Below are 17091 nucleotides of genomic sequence, written 5' to 3' on the forward strand. Positions count from 1 at the left end.
GCTCGTGACGTTCGACCAACGCGATGCCGCATTCATCGCCGACCCGTACCCGGCGTTCGCGGCGATGCGCGCACAGGGCGAGGTGCACGACCACGACGGCCTCGGCGTCGCGGTCGCGGTGTCGCACGCGGCGTGCTCCGCGGTGCTCCGGCACCGCTCGCTCGGCCGCATCTGGTCGGACGCGGCACCGGTCGAGGCGTTCACATCTTTCAACCTCCTCCACCGCAACTCGCTGCTGGAGAACGAGCCGCCCACGCACGGCCGCCTGCGCCGCCTGGTCGCCGCCGCGTTCGGCCGCGGCCACGTCGAACGCCTGCGCCCGTGGGTCTTCGAACTGGCCGACCGGCTGGTCGACGAGCTGGTCACGGAGATCAAGGAACAGGGCTCGGCAGACCTCCTGGCGCACGTCGCCGGACCGCTGCCGGTCGAGGTGATCGCCGAGCTGCTCGGCGTGCCGCAGTCGGACCGCTTCCTGCTGCAGCCGTGGTCGAACGCCATCGTGAAGATGTACGAGTTCGGCCTCGCCCCGGAACTGCGTGCCGCCGCCGAACGGGCGGCGGGCGAGTTCGTGGCCTACCTGCGCGAGCTGATCGCGTTGCGCCGCGTGTCCCCCGGCGACGACCTGGTGTCCGACCTCGTGGCGGTGACCGACACCGACGGCGCCCGGCTGACCGAGGACGAGCTGGTCGCGACCGCGGTGCTGCTGCTGATGGCCGGACACGAGGCGACCGTCAACGTGATCGGCAACGGTGTGCTCGCGCTGATGCGGCACCGCTCGCAGTGGGAGCTGCTGGTGAACGACGCCGACCTGCCGCTCGCCGTCGAGGAGCTGATCCGGTACGACTCGCCGCTGCAGCTGTTCGAGCGCACGGCGACGGCCGAGGTCGAGATCGCCGGGCACGTCGTGCGTCCCGGCGAGAAGATCGCCGCGCTGCTCGGTGCCGCGGCGCGCGACCCGCTGGTGTTCGCGTCGCCGGACGAGCTGGACATCACCCGGTCGCCGAACCCGCACCTGGGTTTCGGCGCGGGGATCCACTACTGCCTCGGCGCACCGCTGGCGCGCATCGAGGTCGAGGCGGCGCTGTCGGCGCTGCGGACCAAGCTGCCCGGCGCGGTGCTGGCCGCGGAACCGCGCAGGCGCGCGGAGTTCGTCATCCGCGGTCTGCACGAGCTGCCGCTCAGTACCGACGCGGGAGCTTGAAACCCCGCTCCTTCATGACCTTCCGCAGCCGGTCCGGGTAGTCGGTGATGATGCCGTCCACCCCGTCGTCGATCAGCTTGTGCAGGGTGGCCGGGTCGTTCTGCGTCCACGGGACGACCTTGACGCCTTCCCGGTGCGCCTGGTCGACCAGCGCCTTCGTGGTGAACGGCACGTAGTCCGGGTCACCGATCTTGCCGCCCTGCGGGTTGCCGTGGACGGGGCTCAACACCTTGGCGCCGAAGCTCTTCACGGCTTTCGCGACGTTGCCGCCGAAGTCGTCGAGGTTCAGCCCGCCGGTCCACGGTGAGCCGGGCCGCAGGAACTCGGGCTGGGTCAACGCGACCAGCGGGATGCGCGGCTCGACCTCGCGGACGCGCATCAGCGTGCCCCAGTCGAAAGACTGGATCGTCACGTTGCGCAGGAAGCCGGACCGCCGGATCTCGCGCACGGCGACCTGCACGAACTGCTCGCGCGGCGCGGTCTCGTGCGGTGCGGCGGCCTCGACCTTGGTCTCGATGTTGAACCGGACGGTCCACGCCCTGCGCTTGCGCACGAGGTCGAAGACCTCCCGCAGCGTCGGCATCTTGGCGCCGGGCGACAGCTCCTGGTCCGGGTACTGCGACCACCGCGTGCTGCCGCAGTCGAGCGTGCGGACCTGGGCGAACGTCAGGTCCTTCACGTACTTGCCCGCGTACGGGAAGTCCGGGTCGCCGGGGAACGCCGGCTTGGTGTCGAGGCACTTGGCCGGGTTGGTCTTCCGGTCGTGCGTCACGACCTCGCGGCCGTCCCTGGTGATCTGGATGTCCAGCTCCAGCGTGGTGACGCCGACTTCCAGTGCTTTGCCGAACGCTTTGAGCGTGCTCTCCACGGTCAGGCCGATGCCGCCGCGGTGCGCTTGGAGGTCGAAGTCGTGGCGGTGCGCCGAAGCGCCGCCCGGTGTCAGAAGTGCGATCACGAGTGCCCCAGTCACTGCCCGCATGAACTCGACCGTGGCACGGATGGGCCGGATGTCCAAGCCCTGCCAGGGGAACTGCCGCTGAACAGCGGAACTAGCGCGGCGAACCGGACGCCCGGACGGAGCGCAGCGGCGGCTCGGGGGCGTCGCGCACCTCGAGCACCCGCATCAGCCGCACGGACGCGGAGTCGACGGGCAGCAGCAACGTCGTGATGCGGCGAACCACCAGAGCGGTGATCACCGCGACCGCGGCAATCGCGAGATCGGCGAGCGCGTGCAGCAGCACTCCGTCCGCCTTGGCCTGCACGCTGTCGCGGAACGACCAGCCGAAGGTGATCACGAACAGCAGTGCGGACGCGACCCAGGTGCCCCACCACACCAGCAGGATCCGGGACGGCCGCGGCCGCTCGGTGACGTCGCGGTGCAGCACCGCGTGTTCCAGCTCGGCCAGGGTCGAGCCGGGTACGAGGAGGTTCATGCCGGGCACCAGCAGCCCGATCATCACCTGCTGGTCGGTGCGCGACGGCGCGTACCCGGCGGCGAGCGCGGCCACGTTCCTGGCGCGCCGCAACCACAGCAGGCTCAGCACGAGTGCGACGAGCGAGCCGACGAACATCACGACCGACGACGACACGACCATCGCGTCCGAGGTGCCGACCACGCCGGACGACAGCGCGCCGTACTGCGAGAGCAGCACCAGCGCGTACCGCCACACCTCGCTGCCGAACGCCCAGAGCGCGACGGCGCCGAGCAGCCACAGCGCGTTCGACGCGGTTCTGGCGAGCTTGCGCACGCCGTCGACCGAGTCGGCGGGCGAGTCGAACGTGCCGGGCACGGCCGTCGGCCAGCGCCACGCCAGCAGCGGGAAGCCCCAGCGCGGCGGCACCGGGTACTTGGGCGGTCCGACGTACGCGGGCGGCTTCGCCGACGGCGAACGATGCTCGTACGCACCGGGTGGCGGGGACGCCACCCAGTCGACGCGCATCGGTCGCAGCATCAGATGACCTCGGGCTCCGCGCCGTCGGTGCCGCCGTCGAGCGGGCGGCCCTGCGCGGCCCAGTGGGACATGCCGCCGTCGACGTTCACCGCGTCCCAGCCGTTCTGGTTCAGGTACTCGGTGACGCGGGCCGACCGGCCGCCTGCGCGGCAGATGACGTAGAACGAGCTGTCCTCGGGGAGGTCACCGAGACGGCTCGCGATCTCGCTCATGGGGATGTGCAGCGCGCCGGGCGCGTGGCCGGCGTCCCATTCGTCCTGCTCACGCACGTCCAGGAGCACGGTGCCCTCCGGCAGCTGCGCGGGGACGTCGGTGATTTCAACACTCGGCACACTCACGCGTCAGATGGTCCCACGTCCCCCGGTTGCCTCGGTGTGAGCCCGCTCAGCGGGACTCCGCGACGGCCAGTCCGATGCCGGCGAGCTGCTCCTCGGTCAGCGGCAGTTCGGGACGTCCACCACTGGGCCCGTTGGTCTCGTTGATCTCGGGCCCCAGCAGGTACTCCGCACTGTGGTTGGACACCGAGATCTCGTAGCTCATGCCGTTCGGCGCGTAGATCACCAGCCGCTGGGACAGCGAGGGCACCGGCATCGCTTCCTTCAGCGCGTGCAGCTGCAGGACCGTTCCATCCGCGAGCACGTGCCGTCTGGGTGGGACGCAGTCTCCCTGCGCCCACTTCTGGTCGTCGGCCTGCGCGAGCGGATCACCGGTGAAGCTGCCCGCCCGCAGCCAGATGCTGCCGAAGCCGGTGACGTCGGCCCAGTAGCTGTAGGCCTCGCGTTCACCGGGCGACCGCGGCTGCGTCACGTGGAACTGCGCCTTGCCCGCGAGCCCGGTCAGCGCCCGTTCCCACGACGCGCGCACGGCGTCCGGCGCCTTGCTGCTGCCCGGCCAGCCGGTCAGCAGCGGAGATCCGGTCTGCTGGCACGGGATCGGAGGCACGTCGGGGTGGTTCAGCGTGATGGTGGGCGTTCGGATCGGTTCGCTGATCCTCGGCCAGCTCGCCTCCGCCCGGACCGCGGTGGCCGGCGTGGTGGTCGGCGTGGTGCTGACGGTGTCCGCAGGTGGCAACGTGCGGCGTGCGGCGCTCAACGCGACACCACCGAAACCGATCCCCGCCACCGCGATGAGCACACCCATGACGGCCACGGCGCGCTGGGCGAACACCCGGCGCCTTCCGCGCCGCAGCAGGTCGTCGAGCGAGGTGCGAGCAGCCGGTGCGGGCACCTCCAGCTCGGCGCGCAGAGCCCTGCGGAGTTCGTCGTCGTTCATCATGCACTCTCCGTCAGAGCAGGGCCGTACGCCTCGCGCAGCGTCTGCAGGCCACGTGCTGTTTGGCTCTTGACCGTCCCCGCCGTGCAGTTCAGCGTGGCCGCCGTCTGCTCGACCGACAGGTCGTGCACGAAACGCAGCACCAGCACGGCGCGCTGCCGCGGCGGCACCTGCTGCAGTGCGCGCACCAGCGACGGCCGGTCCTCGGCCGCCGAGTGGTCGGCGGGCACCGGGCGTTCCGGCGGGTCGGCGACCGACAGGTCACGCCGCCTCCCTCGCCGCCGCGTGTCGAGGAACAACCTGGTCACGACCGTGCGCAGATAGGCGTCCGCGCTCTCCACGCGCACCTTCGGCCATCGCGCGTACACCCGCACGAACGCGTTCTGGGCGATCTCCTCGGCGTCTCCCCAGTTCCCGCACAGCGCGTACGCCGCGCGACGAGCCGCGTCGAAGCGACTCGTGAAGAACTCGGAGAACTCCTCGTCCCGTCGCACTGCGTGCCCTCCCCAGATCTGCGTTCCCCCTGTTTACGCAGTCGTGTCCGGTGAGGTTGCACGTGTTGCCGGAACGCGAGAAGGCCGCCTCGGTGGGAGCCCGAGGCGGCCTTCGTCGAACGCAGAACTACTAGTGGACGGTCGCCTTCTCCGCACCGGCACCGGTGAGAGAGCGGACCTCCATTTCGGCCTGCTTGATCGGGTCGGCCGGCTCCTTGGAGAGGATGGTGCCGAGGTAACCGAGCAGGAACGCGACCGGAATCGAGACGATTCCCGGGTTGGACAACGGGAACAGGTCGAAGTCCAACTTCGGGAACATCGACTTCGGCGTACCCGAAACGGCCGGGGAAAGGACGATCAGGCCGATCGTCACGACCAGACCGCCGTAGATGCTCCACAGCGCGCCGGAAGTGTTGAAGCGCTTCCAGAACAGCGAGTAGAGGATCGTCGGGAGGTTGGCCGACGCGGCGACCGCGAATGCCAGGGCCACCAGGAATGCGATGTTCTGGCCGTTGGCCGCGATTCCGCCGAGGATGGCCACGGCGCCGATGACGATCGCCGTGCGACGGGCGACCTTGACCTCGGCCTCCTTGTCGTCGGCCTCGCCCTTCTTGATGATGTTGGCGTAGATGTCGTGTGCGAACGACGCCGACGCCGTGATCGTCAGTCCGGCGACCACCGCGAGGATCGTCGCGAAGGCGACCGCCGCGATCAGGCCGAGCAGCAGCGGACCACCGAGCGCCTCGGCGAGCAGCGGAGCCGCCGAGTTCACGCCACCGGGCGCCTTGCTGATCTTGTCCGAGCCCACGAGCGCACCGGCGCCGTAGCCGAGGACGAGGGTGAAGAGGTAGAAGATGCCGATCAGCCAGATGGCCCACACGACCGAACGACGGGCTTCCTTCGCGGTGGGCACCGTGTAGAAGCGCATCAGGATGTGCGGCAGACCGGCCGTGCCGAGCACCAGCGCGAGACCCAGCGAGAGGAAGTCGAGCTTCGACGTCGCGGTCGCGCCGTACTGGAGGCCGGGGCCGAGGATCTTCTCACCGAACTTCGGCGCGTTGTCGACCGCGGCACCGAGCAGGGTGGAGAGGTTGAAGCCGTACTTGCCGAGCACCCAGAGCGTCATGACGCCCGCACCCACGATGAGCAGCACGGCCTTGATGATCTGGACCCAGGTCGTGCCCTTCATGCCACCGATGAGGACGTAGGCGATCATCAGTGCGCCGACGACGGCGATGACGATGGCCTGGCCACCCTTGCCGGTGATGCCGAGCAGCAGTGCGACGAGACCACCCGCACCGGCCATCTGCGCGAGCAGGTAGAAGAACGACACAGCCATCGTCGACGTCGCGGCGGCCGCGCGGACCGGGCGCTGGCGCATCCGGAAGCTCAGCACGTCGCCCATCGTGAACTTGCCGGTGTTGCGCAGCAGCTCGGCGACGAGCAGCAGTGCGACCAGCCACGCGACGAGGAAGCCGATGGAGTACACGAAGCCGTCGTAGCCGTTGACGGCGATGGCACCCGCGATGCCGAGGAAGGACGCCGCGGACAGGTAGTCACCCGCGATCGCGATGCCGTTCTGAGGGCCCGTGAAAGCACGACCGGCCGCCAAGTAGTCGGCGGCCGTCTTGGTGTTGCGGCTCGCTCTGATGACGACGAACAGCGTCACGAGGACGAAGACGCCGAAGATGCTGATGTTCAGCAGCGCGTTGTTGCTCACGAGGCGTCTCCCTCGAGCTCGTGCCGAAGCTTCTCAGCGAGGGGGTCGAGGTTCTTGTTGGCGTGCCTGACGTACAGCGTCGTGATGACGAACGTCGACACGAATTGGAGAAGTCCGAGAATCAGGCCCACATTGATGTTGCCAACAACTTTCGTGGACATGAAGCCGTGCGCGTAGTCCGCAAGGAGCACGTAGATCAGGTACCAGGCCAGAAAGAGGCCGGAAACCGGAAATACGAAGCTCCGCAGCCGGTGCTTCAGCTGTGCGAAGTCAGGACTGTTCTGGACGTCGACCCACTTCTGCGCATCTGGGGCCGAGTCGGTTGGGGTGTGCTCAGCGGTGCTCACAGTCCCCTCCTCGCGATACTCGTCGTTGGTGTCAGCAACGTGACGGGCACGTAATGCCTCCTGCTCCCGGTCGTTCTATGGCGTGAACCGTAAGGAGACTCAGGTCACCGTCGTAAGACCCCGTTCGTGCCCATGCGCCAAGCAGTCGGGTGATGCGACGAACGGTCAGTATGCAGAGACGAGCTGCACTGCCCGTGATCAAGATCACCGTTCACCGTATCGGGTTCCCTCTTTTCACCCGATTGAACACTCTGCTACTTAGAGCGATCGAGTGGATCCGCGCGGTTTCGATTCCGCGAGCCGCGCCTTCTCCTCGGCGGTTCCGAACCGGGCGATGTCCCGGTCCTTGATGAAGCCGAGCGGATCGGGTGCGTGCAGCCGGAGCAAGATCTGGTTGACGTCCTGCGGACGCCGCCTCCGGGTCGCCTTGCTGACGACGATCATGGTGAGGAACGCGATCGGCACCGTGATCAACGCCGGTTGAGTGAACACGCCGGGAGCCCAATGCCCAGTGTAACTACTGACTACGCTGAGTGCATATGCGGTGATGACGGCACCGCCGCCGATGATCATTCCGCACACGGCGCCCACCCAGGTGAGCCCGCGCCACCAGATGCCGAGCACCAGCAGCGGGCAGAACGTGGACGCGGCGAGCGCGAACGACATCGCCACGGTCAGCGACGCGTCGCTGCGCGGCAGCAGCAGCGCCAGGCCGATGGCGACCATGCCGGTGAACACCGTCGCCCACCGGAAGTCGCGCACCTTGCCCGGCATGATGTCCGTCGACACCACGCCCGCGACGCTCACCACCAGCCCGGACGACGTGGAGAGGAACGCGGCGAACGCGCCGGCCGCGATGATCGCGCCGAGGATCTGGCCGCCGAGGTTCGGCACCATCGCTTCGGGCAGCATCAGCACCGCGGCGTCGGTCTTGCCGTTGACCAGCAGTCTCGGCAGGTAGAGCCGGGACAGCACGCCCAGCACCGTCGGGAAGAGGTAGAAGAGCCCGAGCAGGTAGAGCACGTGCAGCGCGGTGCGACGCGCCGCCTTGCCGTCCGGGTTCGTGTAGAAGCGGACCAGCACGTGCGGCAGGCCCATCGTGCCGAGGAACGTCGCGAAGATCAGCGAGTACGTCTCGAACAGGTTCCAGATGCCGCCGACCTGGGGGCGCATCCAGCTGTCGTTGTTCGGCGGTGCGCCGTCGACGACGGGGACCGGGCTGCCCGCGGTGAACGAGAGCTTCGTGTTCGGGCCGATCTCGTAGCGGCCCTCGCGCCAGTAGACGCTGCCGTTCGCGGGCGCTCCGTCAACGGTGCCCTCGGCGCGCAGCGTCATCGGCTCGGTGACGCGGAGCCGGACCGACTCCTTGATCTCGACGACCTCGGACTTGGGAAACCGCATCACGCCGTTGTCGTCGATCGGCTGCGTGCCCTGGCTGGGGCTGGCGAGGAAGACGACGAACAGCACGAACGTCGGTGCCGCGATCGCGAAGAGCTTGCCCCAGTACTGGAACGCCTGCACGAGCGTGATCGCGCGCATGCCTCCGCCCAGCACGTTGACCACGACGATCACGGTCACCGCGAGCGCACCGATCCACGAGGGCAGGCCGGTGATCGTGGTGAGGGTGAGTCCGGCGCTCTGCAGCTGCGGCACCAGGTACAGCACGCCGATGCAGACGACGAAGAACGTGCAGAAGTGGCGCAGGTTCGTGCTGCCGAGCCGGGCCTCCGCGAAGTCCGGCAGCGTGTAGGCACCGGAACGGCGCAGCGGGGCGGCCACGAAGAGCAACAGGGCGAGGTAGCCGGCAGTGAAGCCGATCGGGTACCAGAGCGCGTCGATGCCGTCCTTCAGCACGAGCCCGGCCACGCCGAGGAACGACGCGGCGGACAGGTACTCGCCGGAGATCGCGGCCGCGTTGCGCGTGGCAGGGACGGAGCGGCGCGCGACGAGGAAGTCCGGTGTGGTGTTGGCCTTGCGGGACCCGACATAGCCCAGCAGGAAGGTCACCAGCGCCACGGCGCCGATACCGGCCAGGCTCCAGATTGTGGTGTTCACGTCAACGGTCGACCATGTTCACGAAGTCGCGCTCGTGCCGCTCCGCCTGTCTGCGGAAGACCCAGCCCACCGCGTAGAGGATCGGGAACGGAGCGAGCCCGAGCACCAGCCAGGGCAAGTGGATGCCGAGCAACTTGATGTCGGCGATCTGGGGGAAGGCGAAGAACAGGAACGGCAGGAAGCACAGTCCCAGCAGGACCATGCCCGCCAGTCCGAACGCGGACCGCAGCTGCTGCTTGATCAGGTCGCGGACCAGCTTCTCGCCGACGCTCGTCTGCTCTTCCAGCTCGATGAGCGTCCGCATGGCCTTGCCGCGGGACTTGGTGGTGTCGGCGAGCACGACGCGGCGGCGACGCGGCTTGCGGGCGGACTCGCCCAGCCACTCGTCCCGCGCGGCCGGCTCGGGTGCGCCGGCGTCGTGCCTGCTCACCAGCCGCTCTTGGGCGGGCGGACGATCCGTTCCTTGAGCTCCTTGGTGTGCCTGCGGCTCACCGGCAGCTCCTTGGCGTCCGGCCCGGTGCCGATCACGACCGCGTAGCCGTTCGACGTCATGCGCAGCTCGCTGACCAGCGGCAGCGCCACGAGGTACGACCGGTGGATGCGCACGAACCCGGCGTTGGCCCAGCGCTCCTCGAGCTGCGCGAGCGGGATGCGCACGAGGTGGCTGCCGTCGGAGGTGTGCAGGCGCGCGTAGTCGCCCTGCGCCTCGACGTACCGGACGGACGCGCGCGGCACGAGCTTGATCGTGCCGCCGAGCTCGACGGGGATGACCTCTTCGTCCTGCGGCTCGGCCGCGACCGACGCGGACAGCGACGACTGCTGGGACATCGGCGCACCGGTGCGCGCCACGCGTTCGAAGACGCGCTTGACGGCCTTGTGCACGCGCTCGTCGTTGATCGGCTTGTTGATGAAGTCCAGCGCGCCGACGTCGAACGCGGCGACCAGCGCGTCCCGCTCCTCGACACCCGTGACGAACACGAGCGCGGGCGGGTGCCGGAACGCGCTCAGCACGCGCGCCAGGTCCATGCCGGTGAGTCCGGGCATGTTGATGTCGGCGAAGACCGCGTCGACGGGTGGCAGACCGGCGTTGGTCCGGTCGATGACCTCGTCGTCGTCCCCGCCGCGCAGGATGCGCAGCGCCTCCGCCGCGTCGAACGCGGTAAGGACGCGCTTGACGTGCGGACTGCTCTCCAGCGTGAACTTGATCAGGTTCAGGCCCGGCGCCTCGTCGTCCACAGCGAGGACGAGGAGACCGGCGTTGTCTTGGGTACTCACTGTGTCGGGCATCTTGCCTACCAACAGGGGGTTGTGTCTACGTTCCCCCACCTGTCGTTCGGAGCCCGTGATCCTCACAAACCGAATCGGGACCAGCGAGCACGTTCTTCCAAGGCCACCAACACATCCGTGACGAGGTCGCCCGATCGGGTGGCGGCCGCGTTGAGTCCGAGCCGCTGAATGAGCGACTTGCGCGGCTCGGCGATGGACACCTCGGCGTCCGGGAACCGCTTCGCGAGGACGCTGCGCATGCTGCCGAGCCCGTCGACCAGCCCGAGCTCCAACGCCCTGGCCCCGGTCCACACCTCGCCCTCGAACAGCTCGCTGTCCTCGCCCTTGAGCTTGGCGCCGCGCCGCTCCTTGACCCAGTCGACGAACTGGTCGTGCAGCTGCGAGTGCAGCCCCTTGAGCCACTCGACGTCATCAGCCTTCTCCGGCTGGAACGGGTCGAGCCGCACCTTGTTCTGCCCGGCCGTGTACACCCGCCGCTCGACGCCGTACTTCTCGAGCAGCCCGTTGAGCCCGAACCCGGCGCTCACGACCCCGATCGACCCGACCATGCTCGTGCCGTGCGCGTAGATCTCGTCGCCAGCGCACGCCAGCCAGTACCCACCGGACGCGGCGAGGTCCTCGCAGAACGCGAGCACGGGCACGTGCTTCTTGGTCGCGAGCTCACGAATGCGCTCGGCGATCAGCGCAGACTGGGTGGGCGCACCACCGGGCGAGTTGATGAGGAGCGCGACGGCGATGAGCCGCTCGTTGTCGAACGCCCGGTTCAACGCGGACTCGATCGACTGCATGCTGATCGTGTTGCGCGCCACCGGTGTGGGCGTCGGGGTGATGACCCCGTGGAGCCGCACAGCCGCAACCACCGGGGGCCGCTCGCCTCGGTCGGTGACCATCCGCGGCAGCCGCGCCGCGATCTTGTCCGTCACGCTCATGGCTTTGACAGTACGTGCGTTCTGGGGTCACGTGGGAGACGACGTTGTCTCCCACGTGACTTGGAACACGTCTCATGCGGTTAGCATCGGCACCGTGACGTTCAACCCGATCCGGTGGCTCGAGCGGTACGTCGAGTGGTGGGACGACCGCGGCAGGCAGAACGCCGCCGGCCCGACTCCGATGCACATCTACTGGATGTGGGTCACCTGGAGCGTGTGCGCCGTCGTGTTGATCACCACGCTGGCGGTCGCAGCTCGCTGACCTGCTGATTTTGTCAGCAGCGGCAGCCGGAGTAGCCCTTCGCGGTGCACTTGATGCAGACGCGGACGCGTTCAGGTGCTTGTTGTTCGTGCACTGTTTCGAACCCCTAGTTCAACGCCGGCGGGGCATCAGGCCCTTGAGCACCGGCTGTTCATCGGTCAACGGGGGTCATCGGCACGCGGGCGCCTCGGGTTGAGCGTGAGTTCCACAACGTGGATCACGTCACTTCGGCGGCGCGTGTGGGGCGTGTTGTGGCCATGTCCCAGGGACAAGCGCTATCGCGTTCGCCCGAGGCCGCGCTCACGCAGGCGTCCCCGCGCGTGAGACCCCCCGATTCCATGCTCGCAGCCAGGACCGACAATCCCCGGCCGCGCAGGCACGCCAGCCACGAAACCGGGGTGCGGAAGCCTGCAATTTCTGCGGCGCGGCGGACACCCCGCGTGCGAAGCGAAGCCAGCACGCCCAAGAACCGGCAGGTACCAAGGGAGCCCAGCGGAACCGGCAGTTGCCAAAAGAAAAGAGCGCCCGCCGCACTGCCAACCCCCGCACTGCCAACCGGGCGCGGCCCCCGAGCACAAACCGGCAGCCAAATGATCAGAACAAACTTTCCCGGAGGGCAGGGGGTGGGGAGGTCCTCGCCCCACCACCAAAAGAATCAAGCCCGAATAACAGGCTGCTCACTGGTAACAGGCTCATCGGCATGCACAGGCACCAGGTTCAGATTGGGCCGAACATTCCGACAGTACTTGGGCACCTTCAAGATAACCTTGGTCCCAGCGTTCTGCGCAGTCTCGACCACCAACGCGTACTCGGCCCCGAACACAGTCCGCATCCGGTCGTTGATGTTCCCGATCCCCACGTGGGCCCCGGTCTGATGAGCATCCTTGATGTCATCCAACCGATCGGGGTCCATCCCAACGCCATCGTCCTCGACGCTGATCAACGCCTCACTACCGTTGTCCTCGGCGGTGATGGTCAACATCCCACCACCGGGCTTCTTGGCCAACCCGTGCCGAACAGCGTTCTCGACCAACGGCTGCAACACCAGGAACGGCAGAACGACCTGCAGCACCTCAGGCGCAATCCGCAGCCGAACGTTCAACCGAGACCCGTACCGGGCCTGCTCAATGGCCAGGTACCGGTGAATGTTGGTCAACTCGTCGGCCAAAGTCGTGAACAACCCGTCCGTCCGGAACGAGTACCGGGTGAACTCGGCGAACTCCTGCAACAACTCACGAGCATGAGCGGGGTCGGTCCGGATCAACGACGAAATGGTGTTCAACGCGTTGTAGACGAAGTGCGGCGAAATCTGCGCGCGCAACGCACGCACCTCGGCCTGGGCCAACGCCTGCCGCGACTTCTGCAGCAGCTCGAGCTGCAACTGGGTCGACACGAACCGCGCGGTCTCCTCGGCCATGCGGATCTGCCGCTTGGACGCGACCCCGCTGACCACGATCAGCGTGCCGGCCACGTCGTCCTCGACGACCAGCGGTACGACGACGGCGCTGTGCAGGGAGCACGGGCCCTGCAGCTCGCAGCCGAGCTTGCGGTGCTCGACGTGCTCTTTGCGGTTCTGGCTGATGGCGTGCGTGATCGTGTCGCGGAGGTATTCGTAGTGGTCGGCGGCGCCGCCGTCCCACGACAGCACGGTGCCCTCGGCGTCGGTGATGCCGACCGCGACGCAGCGCAGCATCTCGCGCAGGTGGGGGGTGGCCTTGTCCGCGGCTTCCTGGGTGAGGCCTTCTCTCAGGTCGGCTGATGCCTTCGACATGCGGTGCAACATGTCCATCACGGCGTCCTCGACCGAGGTGCTGACTCGGCGAGCTCGACACAGCATCACGAAGAGGCCGAGAACGGCCAAGGTCGCGATGACGCCGAGCACAGCGCGCTCGGTCAACAGGTCACCCACGCGCACCATGCTGTGCTGCCGACACCCCTGTAGGCAAGAGGCGCGCCCGGTGTCCGCCCAGTCGGTCCACCGATCCGGGTAGACATCGGATGAATTTACGTGGAGTGTGTGCCCGTGAAAGTGGCTCTCTTCGCGACGTGCCTGACCGACACGTTCTACCCGTCGACCGCGAAAGCCGTGGTTCGCCTGCTGGAACGGCTCGGGTGCGAGGTCTCGTTCCCCCTCGAGCAGACGTGCTGCGGCCAGATGCACTTCAACACCGGCTACCGGTCTCATTCGGTGCCGCTGGCACGGCAGTACACCGAGGTCTTCGAATCCTTCGACCACGTCGTTGCGCCGTCCGGGTCGTGCGCCGGCATGGTGCGCGAGGTGTACCCCACCCTCGGGGTGTCACCCGTACCGACGCACGAGCTGTCCGAGTTCCTCGTGGACGTACTGGGCGTGACGGACGTCGGCGCGTGGTTCCCCCACCGGGTCACCTATCACCCCACTTGTCACTCACTGCGCATGTTGGGCGTCGGGGACAAGCCGCTGAAGTTGCTGAGCGCAGTTCGCGCACTCGATCTGGTGGAACTTCCGGCCGCGGAGACGTGCTGCGGGTTCGGCGGCACGTTCGCCATCAAGAACGCCGAGACGTCGACCGCGATGCTCGCGGACAAGATGCGCTGCGTGCTGGACACCGGCGCCGAGGTGCTGAGCGCGGGCGACAACTCGTGCCTCATGCACATCGGTGGCGGCCTGTCCCGGCTCAAGGCGGGCGTGCGCACGGTGCACCTCGCCGAGATCCTGGCTTCGACGGAGGAGGACCCGTGGCGCGCAACCCCGTGACCTGGCTCGGCAGCCCCACGTTCCCCAACGCGGCACGTACGGCCCTCGCCGACACCCAGCTCCGCCAGAACCTGCGCAAGGCCACCGGCACGATCCGCGCACGTCGCGCGTCCGCGGTCGCCGAGATGCCGGACTGGGAGGCGCTGCGCCTGTCCGGCGAGGCGATCAAGAACGACGTGTTGTCGCGCCTGGAGGTGCTCCTTCCCCAACTGGAGGAGGCCGTCACCGCGCGGGGCGGCACGGTGCACTGGGCGCGGGACGCCGAGGAGGCCAACGCGATCGTCCTCCGGCTGTGCCGCGAGAACGACGCCACCGAGGTCGTCAAGGTCAAGTCGATGGCCACCGCCGAGATCGGGCTGAACGAGGCGCTCGAAGAGGGCGGCGTGCACGCGATCGAGACGGACCTCGCCGAGCTGATCGTGCAGCTCGGCGACGACCGGCCGTCGCACATCCTGGTCCCCGCGATCCACCGCAACCGCTCGGAGATCAGGGAGATCTTCCAGCGGCGGATGGGCATCAGCGTCAGCGACGAGCCCGCCGACCTGGCCGAGGCCGCACGTCTCTACCTGCGGCAGAAGTTCCTCACCACCAAGGTCGCGGTGTCCGGCGCCAACTTCGCGGTCGCGGACACGGGCTCGATCGTGGTGCTGGAGTCCGAGGGCAACGGCCGCATGTGCCTGACCCTGCCGGACACCCTGATCACCGTGATGGGCATCGAGAAGCTGGTGCCGACGTGGCAGGACCTCGAGGTGTTCCTGCAGCTCCTGCCCCGGTCGTCGACCGCGGAGCGGATGAACCCGTACACCTCGGTGTGGACCGGCGTGACGCCCGGCGACGGCCCGCAGCAGTTCCACCTGATCCTGCTCGACAACGGCCGGACCGCCAGTTTGAAGGACACCGTCGGACGGCAGGCGCTGCGCTGCATCCGCTGCTCGGCCTGCCTGAACGTGTGCCCGGTGTACGAGCGGACTGGCGGCCAGTCGTACGGCTCCGTCTACCCCGGCCCGATCGGCGCGATCCTCACGCCGCAGCTGGTCGGCGACATGCACGACAAGCAGGCCGCGTCGCTGCCGTACGCGTCGTCGCTGTGCGGCGCGTGCTTCGAGGTCTGCCCGGTGCGCATCGACATCCCCAGCGTGCTGACCCACCTGCGCGCCGAGGCGGTCACCGCGAAGGGACGCTCACCTGAGTCCGTCGCCATGGCCGCTGCCGCGTGGATGTTCCGCGACGCGAAGCGCTACGAACGGGCGCAGAAGCTGGGTGCGCTGGCCCGCCTCCTGGCCAGGAACGGAAAGATCACGTCCCTGCCGTGGCCGGGCTCTAAGTGGACGTCGTCGCGCGACGTCCCAGCGCCACCCGCCGAGTCGTTCAGGGAGTGGTGGAGGAAAAACCGTGGCTGATGCTCGCACCGAGATCCTCAACCGCATCCGCGCCGCCAAGGTCGCACCGGCAGGCCCCACTCCACGGGACTACCGCCGCACCGGCGAGGGCGGCGTAGAGCTGTTCGCCGAGCGCGTCGCCGACTACCGCGCGATCGTCCACGCGGTGTCGGACGTGCCAGCGAAGCTGCGGGAGTTGTTGGTGGGCAAGCGAATCGTGGCACCGGCGGGCCTGCCTGCCGACTGGCTGGTCGACGGCGTCGAGTGGCTGACCGAGCCGTTGTCCACGGAGGACCTCGACCAGGCGGACGGCGTGCTCACGAACTGCGCGGCGGCCATAGCGGACACCGGCACGATCGTGCTGGACGCGGGCGCGGGCCAGGGCAGGCGCGCGCTCACGCTGCTGCCGGACTACCACGTGTGCGTGGTGCGGACGGACCAGGTGGCGGCGTCCGTCCCGGAAGCGCTGGAACGGCTGGACCCGTTGCGCCCCTTGACGTTCATCAGCGGCCCGTCGGCGACGAGCGACATCGAGCTCAACCGCGTCGAGGGCGTGCACGGCCCCCGCACGCTGGAGGTCCTGATCACTTGAGCAGGCGCGACAGCCTGCGGTCGGCGAGCGGTTTGCCGTTCGTCTGACAGGTCGGGCAGTACTGGAAAGCCTTGTCCGCGAAGGAAACCTCGCGCACCGTGTCGCCGCACACCGGACAGGGCAGACCGGTGCGCGCGTGCACCCGCAGCCCGGACCGCTTCTCACCCTTGAGTCGCGCGGCGTCCTGTCCGACGGACCGCGCGACCGCGTCGGTCAGCACCGAGTGCATCGCCGAGTGCAGGCGGTCCAGCGCGTCCGCGTCGAGCTTCCCGGCCGTCGCGTACGGCGAGAGGCGCGCGGTGTGCATGATCTCGTCGGAGTAGGCGTTGCCGACGCCCGCCATCAGCGACTGGTCGGTCAGCGCCGTCTTCAGCCGCTCGGTCCGACCGGCCAGCAGCTCCTCCAGCGAGGAACGGCTCAGCGACAGCACGTCCGGCCCCAGCCGCGCCACGCCGGGCACCTCGGACGGCGACTCGACGATCCACGCCGCGAGGCCCTTCTTGGTGCCGGCCTCGGTGAGGTCGAATCCCGGCCCCTGTCCGGGTGGGCCGAGGTGCACGCGCAGCGCCAGCGGGCCCCTGCCCTGCTTGGGCGGCGGCGCGGACATCGTGTCCGCCCAGCGCAGCCAGCCCGCGCGGGCGAGGTGGATGACCAGGTGCAACCCGGAACAGTCCAGGTCGAGGTGCTTGCCGTGCCGGGACGCACCGGTGACCTCGCGCCCGTGCAGCGCGGTCCACGGCGGGTTGAAGGTCTTCAGCACCTGCAGCGACGCGACGTCGACGCGGTGCACGGTCCGGCCGACCGCGTGCTCGCGCAGGTGGTGGGCGAGTGCTTCTACCTCGGGTAGCTCGGGCACCCCACCAG

General features: G+C 68.6%; 18 protein-coding genes. 5 read left to right on the forward strand and 13 right to left on the reverse strand.

Going from position 1 to position 17091, the window contains the following annotated elements; all coding sequences use genetic code 11:
* Positions 1–64: 64 nt before the first annotated feature.
* A complete protein-coding gene (locus FKR81_RS06440) occupies positions 65–1201 on the forward strand; it encodes a cytochrome P450 (protein WP_146350376.1) in 1137 nt (378 codons plus the stop codon).
* Here FKR81_RS06440 and FKR81_RS06445 read toward each other — a convergent pair.
* The 11 genes from FKR81_RS06445 to FKR81_RS06495 all read right to left on the reverse strand — a co-directional run bounded on the left by FKR81_RS06445 (position 1179) and on the right by FKR81_RS06495 (position 11257).
* Positions 1179–2180 (reverse strand): glycerophosphodiester phosphodiesterase, encoded by a 1002-nt coding sequence (locus FKR81_RS06445; RefSeq protein WP_146350021.1) that lies wholly within the window; start codon positions 2178–2180, stop codon positions 1179–1181. The genes FKR81_RS06440 and FKR81_RS06445 overlap by 23 nt on opposite strands.
* A gap of 70 nt (positions 2181–2250) precedes the next feature.
* Positions 2251–3153 carry a DUF4328 domain-containing protein gene (locus tag FKR81_RS06450; protein WP_146350022.1) on the reverse strand — a complete coding sequence of 301 codons (903 nt, stop codon included), beginning with the start codon at positions 3151–3153 and terminating at the stop codon, positions 2251–2253.
* The gene (locus tag FKR81_RS06455) at positions 3153–3491 is read right to left on the reverse strand and encodes a rhodanese-like domain-containing protein (RefSeq protein WP_146350023.1); all 339 of its coding nucleotides are present in this window, start codon (positions 3489–3491) and stop codon (positions 3153–3155) included. The genes FKR81_RS06450 and FKR81_RS06455 overlap by 1 nt, the downstream gene beginning before the upstream one ends.
* A 46-nt stretch (positions 3492–3537) precedes the next feature.
* Complete coding sequence (locus FKR81_RS06460) at positions 3538–4428, reverse strand: hypothetical protein (protein WP_146350024.1); 891 nt, start codon at positions 4426–4428, stop codon at positions 3538–3540.
* A complete protein-coding gene (locus FKR81_RS06465) occupies positions 4425–4919 on the reverse strand; it encodes a SigE family RNA polymerase sigma factor (RefSeq protein ID WP_146350025.1) in 495 nt (164 codons plus the stop codon). The genes FKR81_RS06460 and FKR81_RS06465 overlap by 4 nt, the downstream gene beginning before the upstream one ends.
* A 130-nt stretch (positions 4920–5049) precedes the next feature.
* Positions 5050–6639 carry a solute symporter family protein gene (locus FKR81_RS06470; RefSeq protein ID WP_146350026.1) on the reverse strand — a complete coding sequence of 530 codons (1590 nt, stop codon included), beginning with the start codon at positions 6637–6639 and terminating at the stop codon, positions 5050–5052.
* Positions 6636–6986: a DUF485 domain-containing protein gene (locus FKR81_RS06475; protein ID WP_146350027.1), complete on the reverse strand. Its 351-nt coding sequence runs from the start codon at positions 6984–6986 to the stop codon at positions 6636–6638. Before FKR81_RS06475 ends, FKR81_RS06470 begins: the two co-directional genes overlap by 4 nt.
* Before the next feature lie 258 nt (positions 6987–7244).
* Entirely contained in the window at positions 7245–9041 is a 1797-nt protein-coding gene (locus tag FKR81_RS06480) for a sodium/solute symporter (RefSeq protein ID WP_146350028.1), read from the reverse strand.
* A gap of 1 nt (position 9042) precedes the next feature.
* The gene (locus FKR81_RS06485; RefSeq protein WP_186762809.1) at positions 9043–9471 is read right to left on the reverse strand and encodes a hypothetical protein; all 429 of its coding nucleotides are present in this window, start codon (positions 9469–9471) and stop codon (positions 9043–9045) included.
* Entirely contained in the window at positions 9468–10328 is an 861-nt protein-coding gene (locus tag FKR81_RS06490) for a LytR/AlgR family response regulator transcription factor (protein WP_146350029.1), read from the reverse strand. Before FKR81_RS06490 ends, FKR81_RS06485 begins: the two co-directional genes overlap by 4 nt.
* 62 nt (positions 10329–10390) lie before the next feature.
* Positions 10391–11257: a S49 family peptidase gene (locus FKR81_RS06495; protein ID WP_146350030.1), complete on the reverse strand. Its 867-nt coding sequence runs from the start codon at positions 11255–11257 to the stop codon at positions 10391–10393.
* A gap of 94 nt (positions 11258–11351) precedes the next feature.
* On the opposite strand from FKR81_RS06495, the gene FKR81_RS43360 reads away from it, so the two are divergent.
* Entirely contained in the window at positions 11352–11519 is a 168-nt protein-coding gene (locus FKR81_RS43360) for a hypothetical protein (RefSeq protein ID WP_186762810.1), read from the forward strand.
* A gap of 655 nt (positions 11520–12174) precedes the next feature.
* Here FKR81_RS43360 and FKR81_RS06500 read toward each other — a convergent pair.
* Positions 12175–13437, reverse strand: a complete 1263-nt coding sequence (locus tag FKR81_RS06500; RefSeq protein WP_146350031.1) for a sensor histidine kinase — start codon at positions 13435–13437, stop codon at positions 12175–12177.
* Between the two features lie 111 nt (positions 13438–13548).
* On the opposite strand from FKR81_RS06500, the gene FKR81_RS06505 reads away from it, so the two are divergent.
* Genes FKR81_RS06505 through FKR81_RS06515 form a run of 3 tightly spaced genes read left to right on the forward strand, consistent with a single transcriptional unit; the run spans position 13549 to position 16227 of the window.
* Positions 13549–14256 (forward strand): (Fe-S)-binding protein, encoded by a 708-nt coding sequence (locus FKR81_RS06505; RefSeq protein WP_146350378.1) that lies wholly within the window; start codon positions 13549–13551, stop codon positions 14254–14256.
* A complete protein-coding gene (locus FKR81_RS06510) occupies positions 14238–15656 on the forward strand; it encodes a LutB/LldF family L-lactate oxidation iron-sulfur protein (RefSeq protein ID WP_146350032.1) in 1419 nt (472 codons plus the stop codon). Before FKR81_RS06505 ends, FKR81_RS06510 begins: the two co-directional genes overlap by 19 nt.
* Entirely contained in the window at positions 15649–16227 is a 579-nt protein-coding gene (locus FKR81_RS06515) for a LutC/YkgG family protein (protein ID WP_146350033.1), read from the forward strand. The genes FKR81_RS06510 and FKR81_RS06515 overlap by 8 nt, the downstream gene beginning before the upstream one ends.
* On the opposite strand, the gene FKR81_RS06520 is transcribed toward FKR81_RS06515, so the two are convergent.
* The gene (locus FKR81_RS06520; RefSeq protein WP_146350034.1) at positions 16220–17083 is read right to left on the reverse strand and encodes an Fpg/Nei family DNA glycosylase; all 864 of its coding nucleotides are present in this window, start codon (positions 17081–17083) and stop codon (positions 16220–16222) included. The genes FKR81_RS06515 and FKR81_RS06520 overlap by 8 nt on opposite strands.
* Positions 17084–17091 lie beyond the last annotated feature (8 nt).

Origin of the sequence: Lentzea tibetensis, assembly GCF_007845675.1 — a bacterium.
Classification (GTDB): Bacteria; Actinomycetota; Actinomycetes; order Mycobacteriales; family Pseudonocardiaceae; genus Lentzea; species Lentzea tibetensis.

What these genes read in the sequence shown, in the direction of transcription:
- FKR81_RS06440 (WP_146350376.1), top strand. Translation starts at nt 65, where the DNA reads ATGCGCGCACAGGGCGAGGTGCACGACCACGACGGCCTCGGCGTCGCG.
- FKR81_RS06445 (WP_146350021.1), bottom strand. Translation starts at nt 2,180, where the DNA reads ATGCGGGCAGTGACTGGGGCACTCGTGATCGCACTTCTGACACCGGGC.
- FKR81_RS06450 (WP_146350022.1), bottom strand. Translation starts at nt 3,153, where the DNA reads ATGCTGCGACCGATGCGCGTCGACTGGGTGGCGTCCCCGCCACCCGGT.
- FKR81_RS06460 (WP_146350024.1), bottom strand. Translation starts at nt 4,428, where the DNA reads ATGATGAACGACGACGAACTCCGCAGGGCTCTGCGCGCCGAGCTGGAG.
- FKR81_RS06490 (WP_146350029.1), bottom strand. Translation starts at nt 10,328, where the DNA reads ATGCCCGACACAGTGAGTACCCAAGACAACGCCGGTCTCCTCGTCCTC.
- FKR81_RS06495 (WP_146350030.1), bottom strand. Translation starts at nt 11,257, where the DNA reads ATGAGCGTGACGGACAAGATCGCGGCGCGGCTGCCGCGGATGGTCACC.
- FKR81_RS06500 (WP_146350031.1), bottom strand. Translation starts at nt 13,437, where the DNA reads ATGGTGCGCGTGGGTGACCTGTTGACCGAGCGCGCTGTGCTCGGCGTC.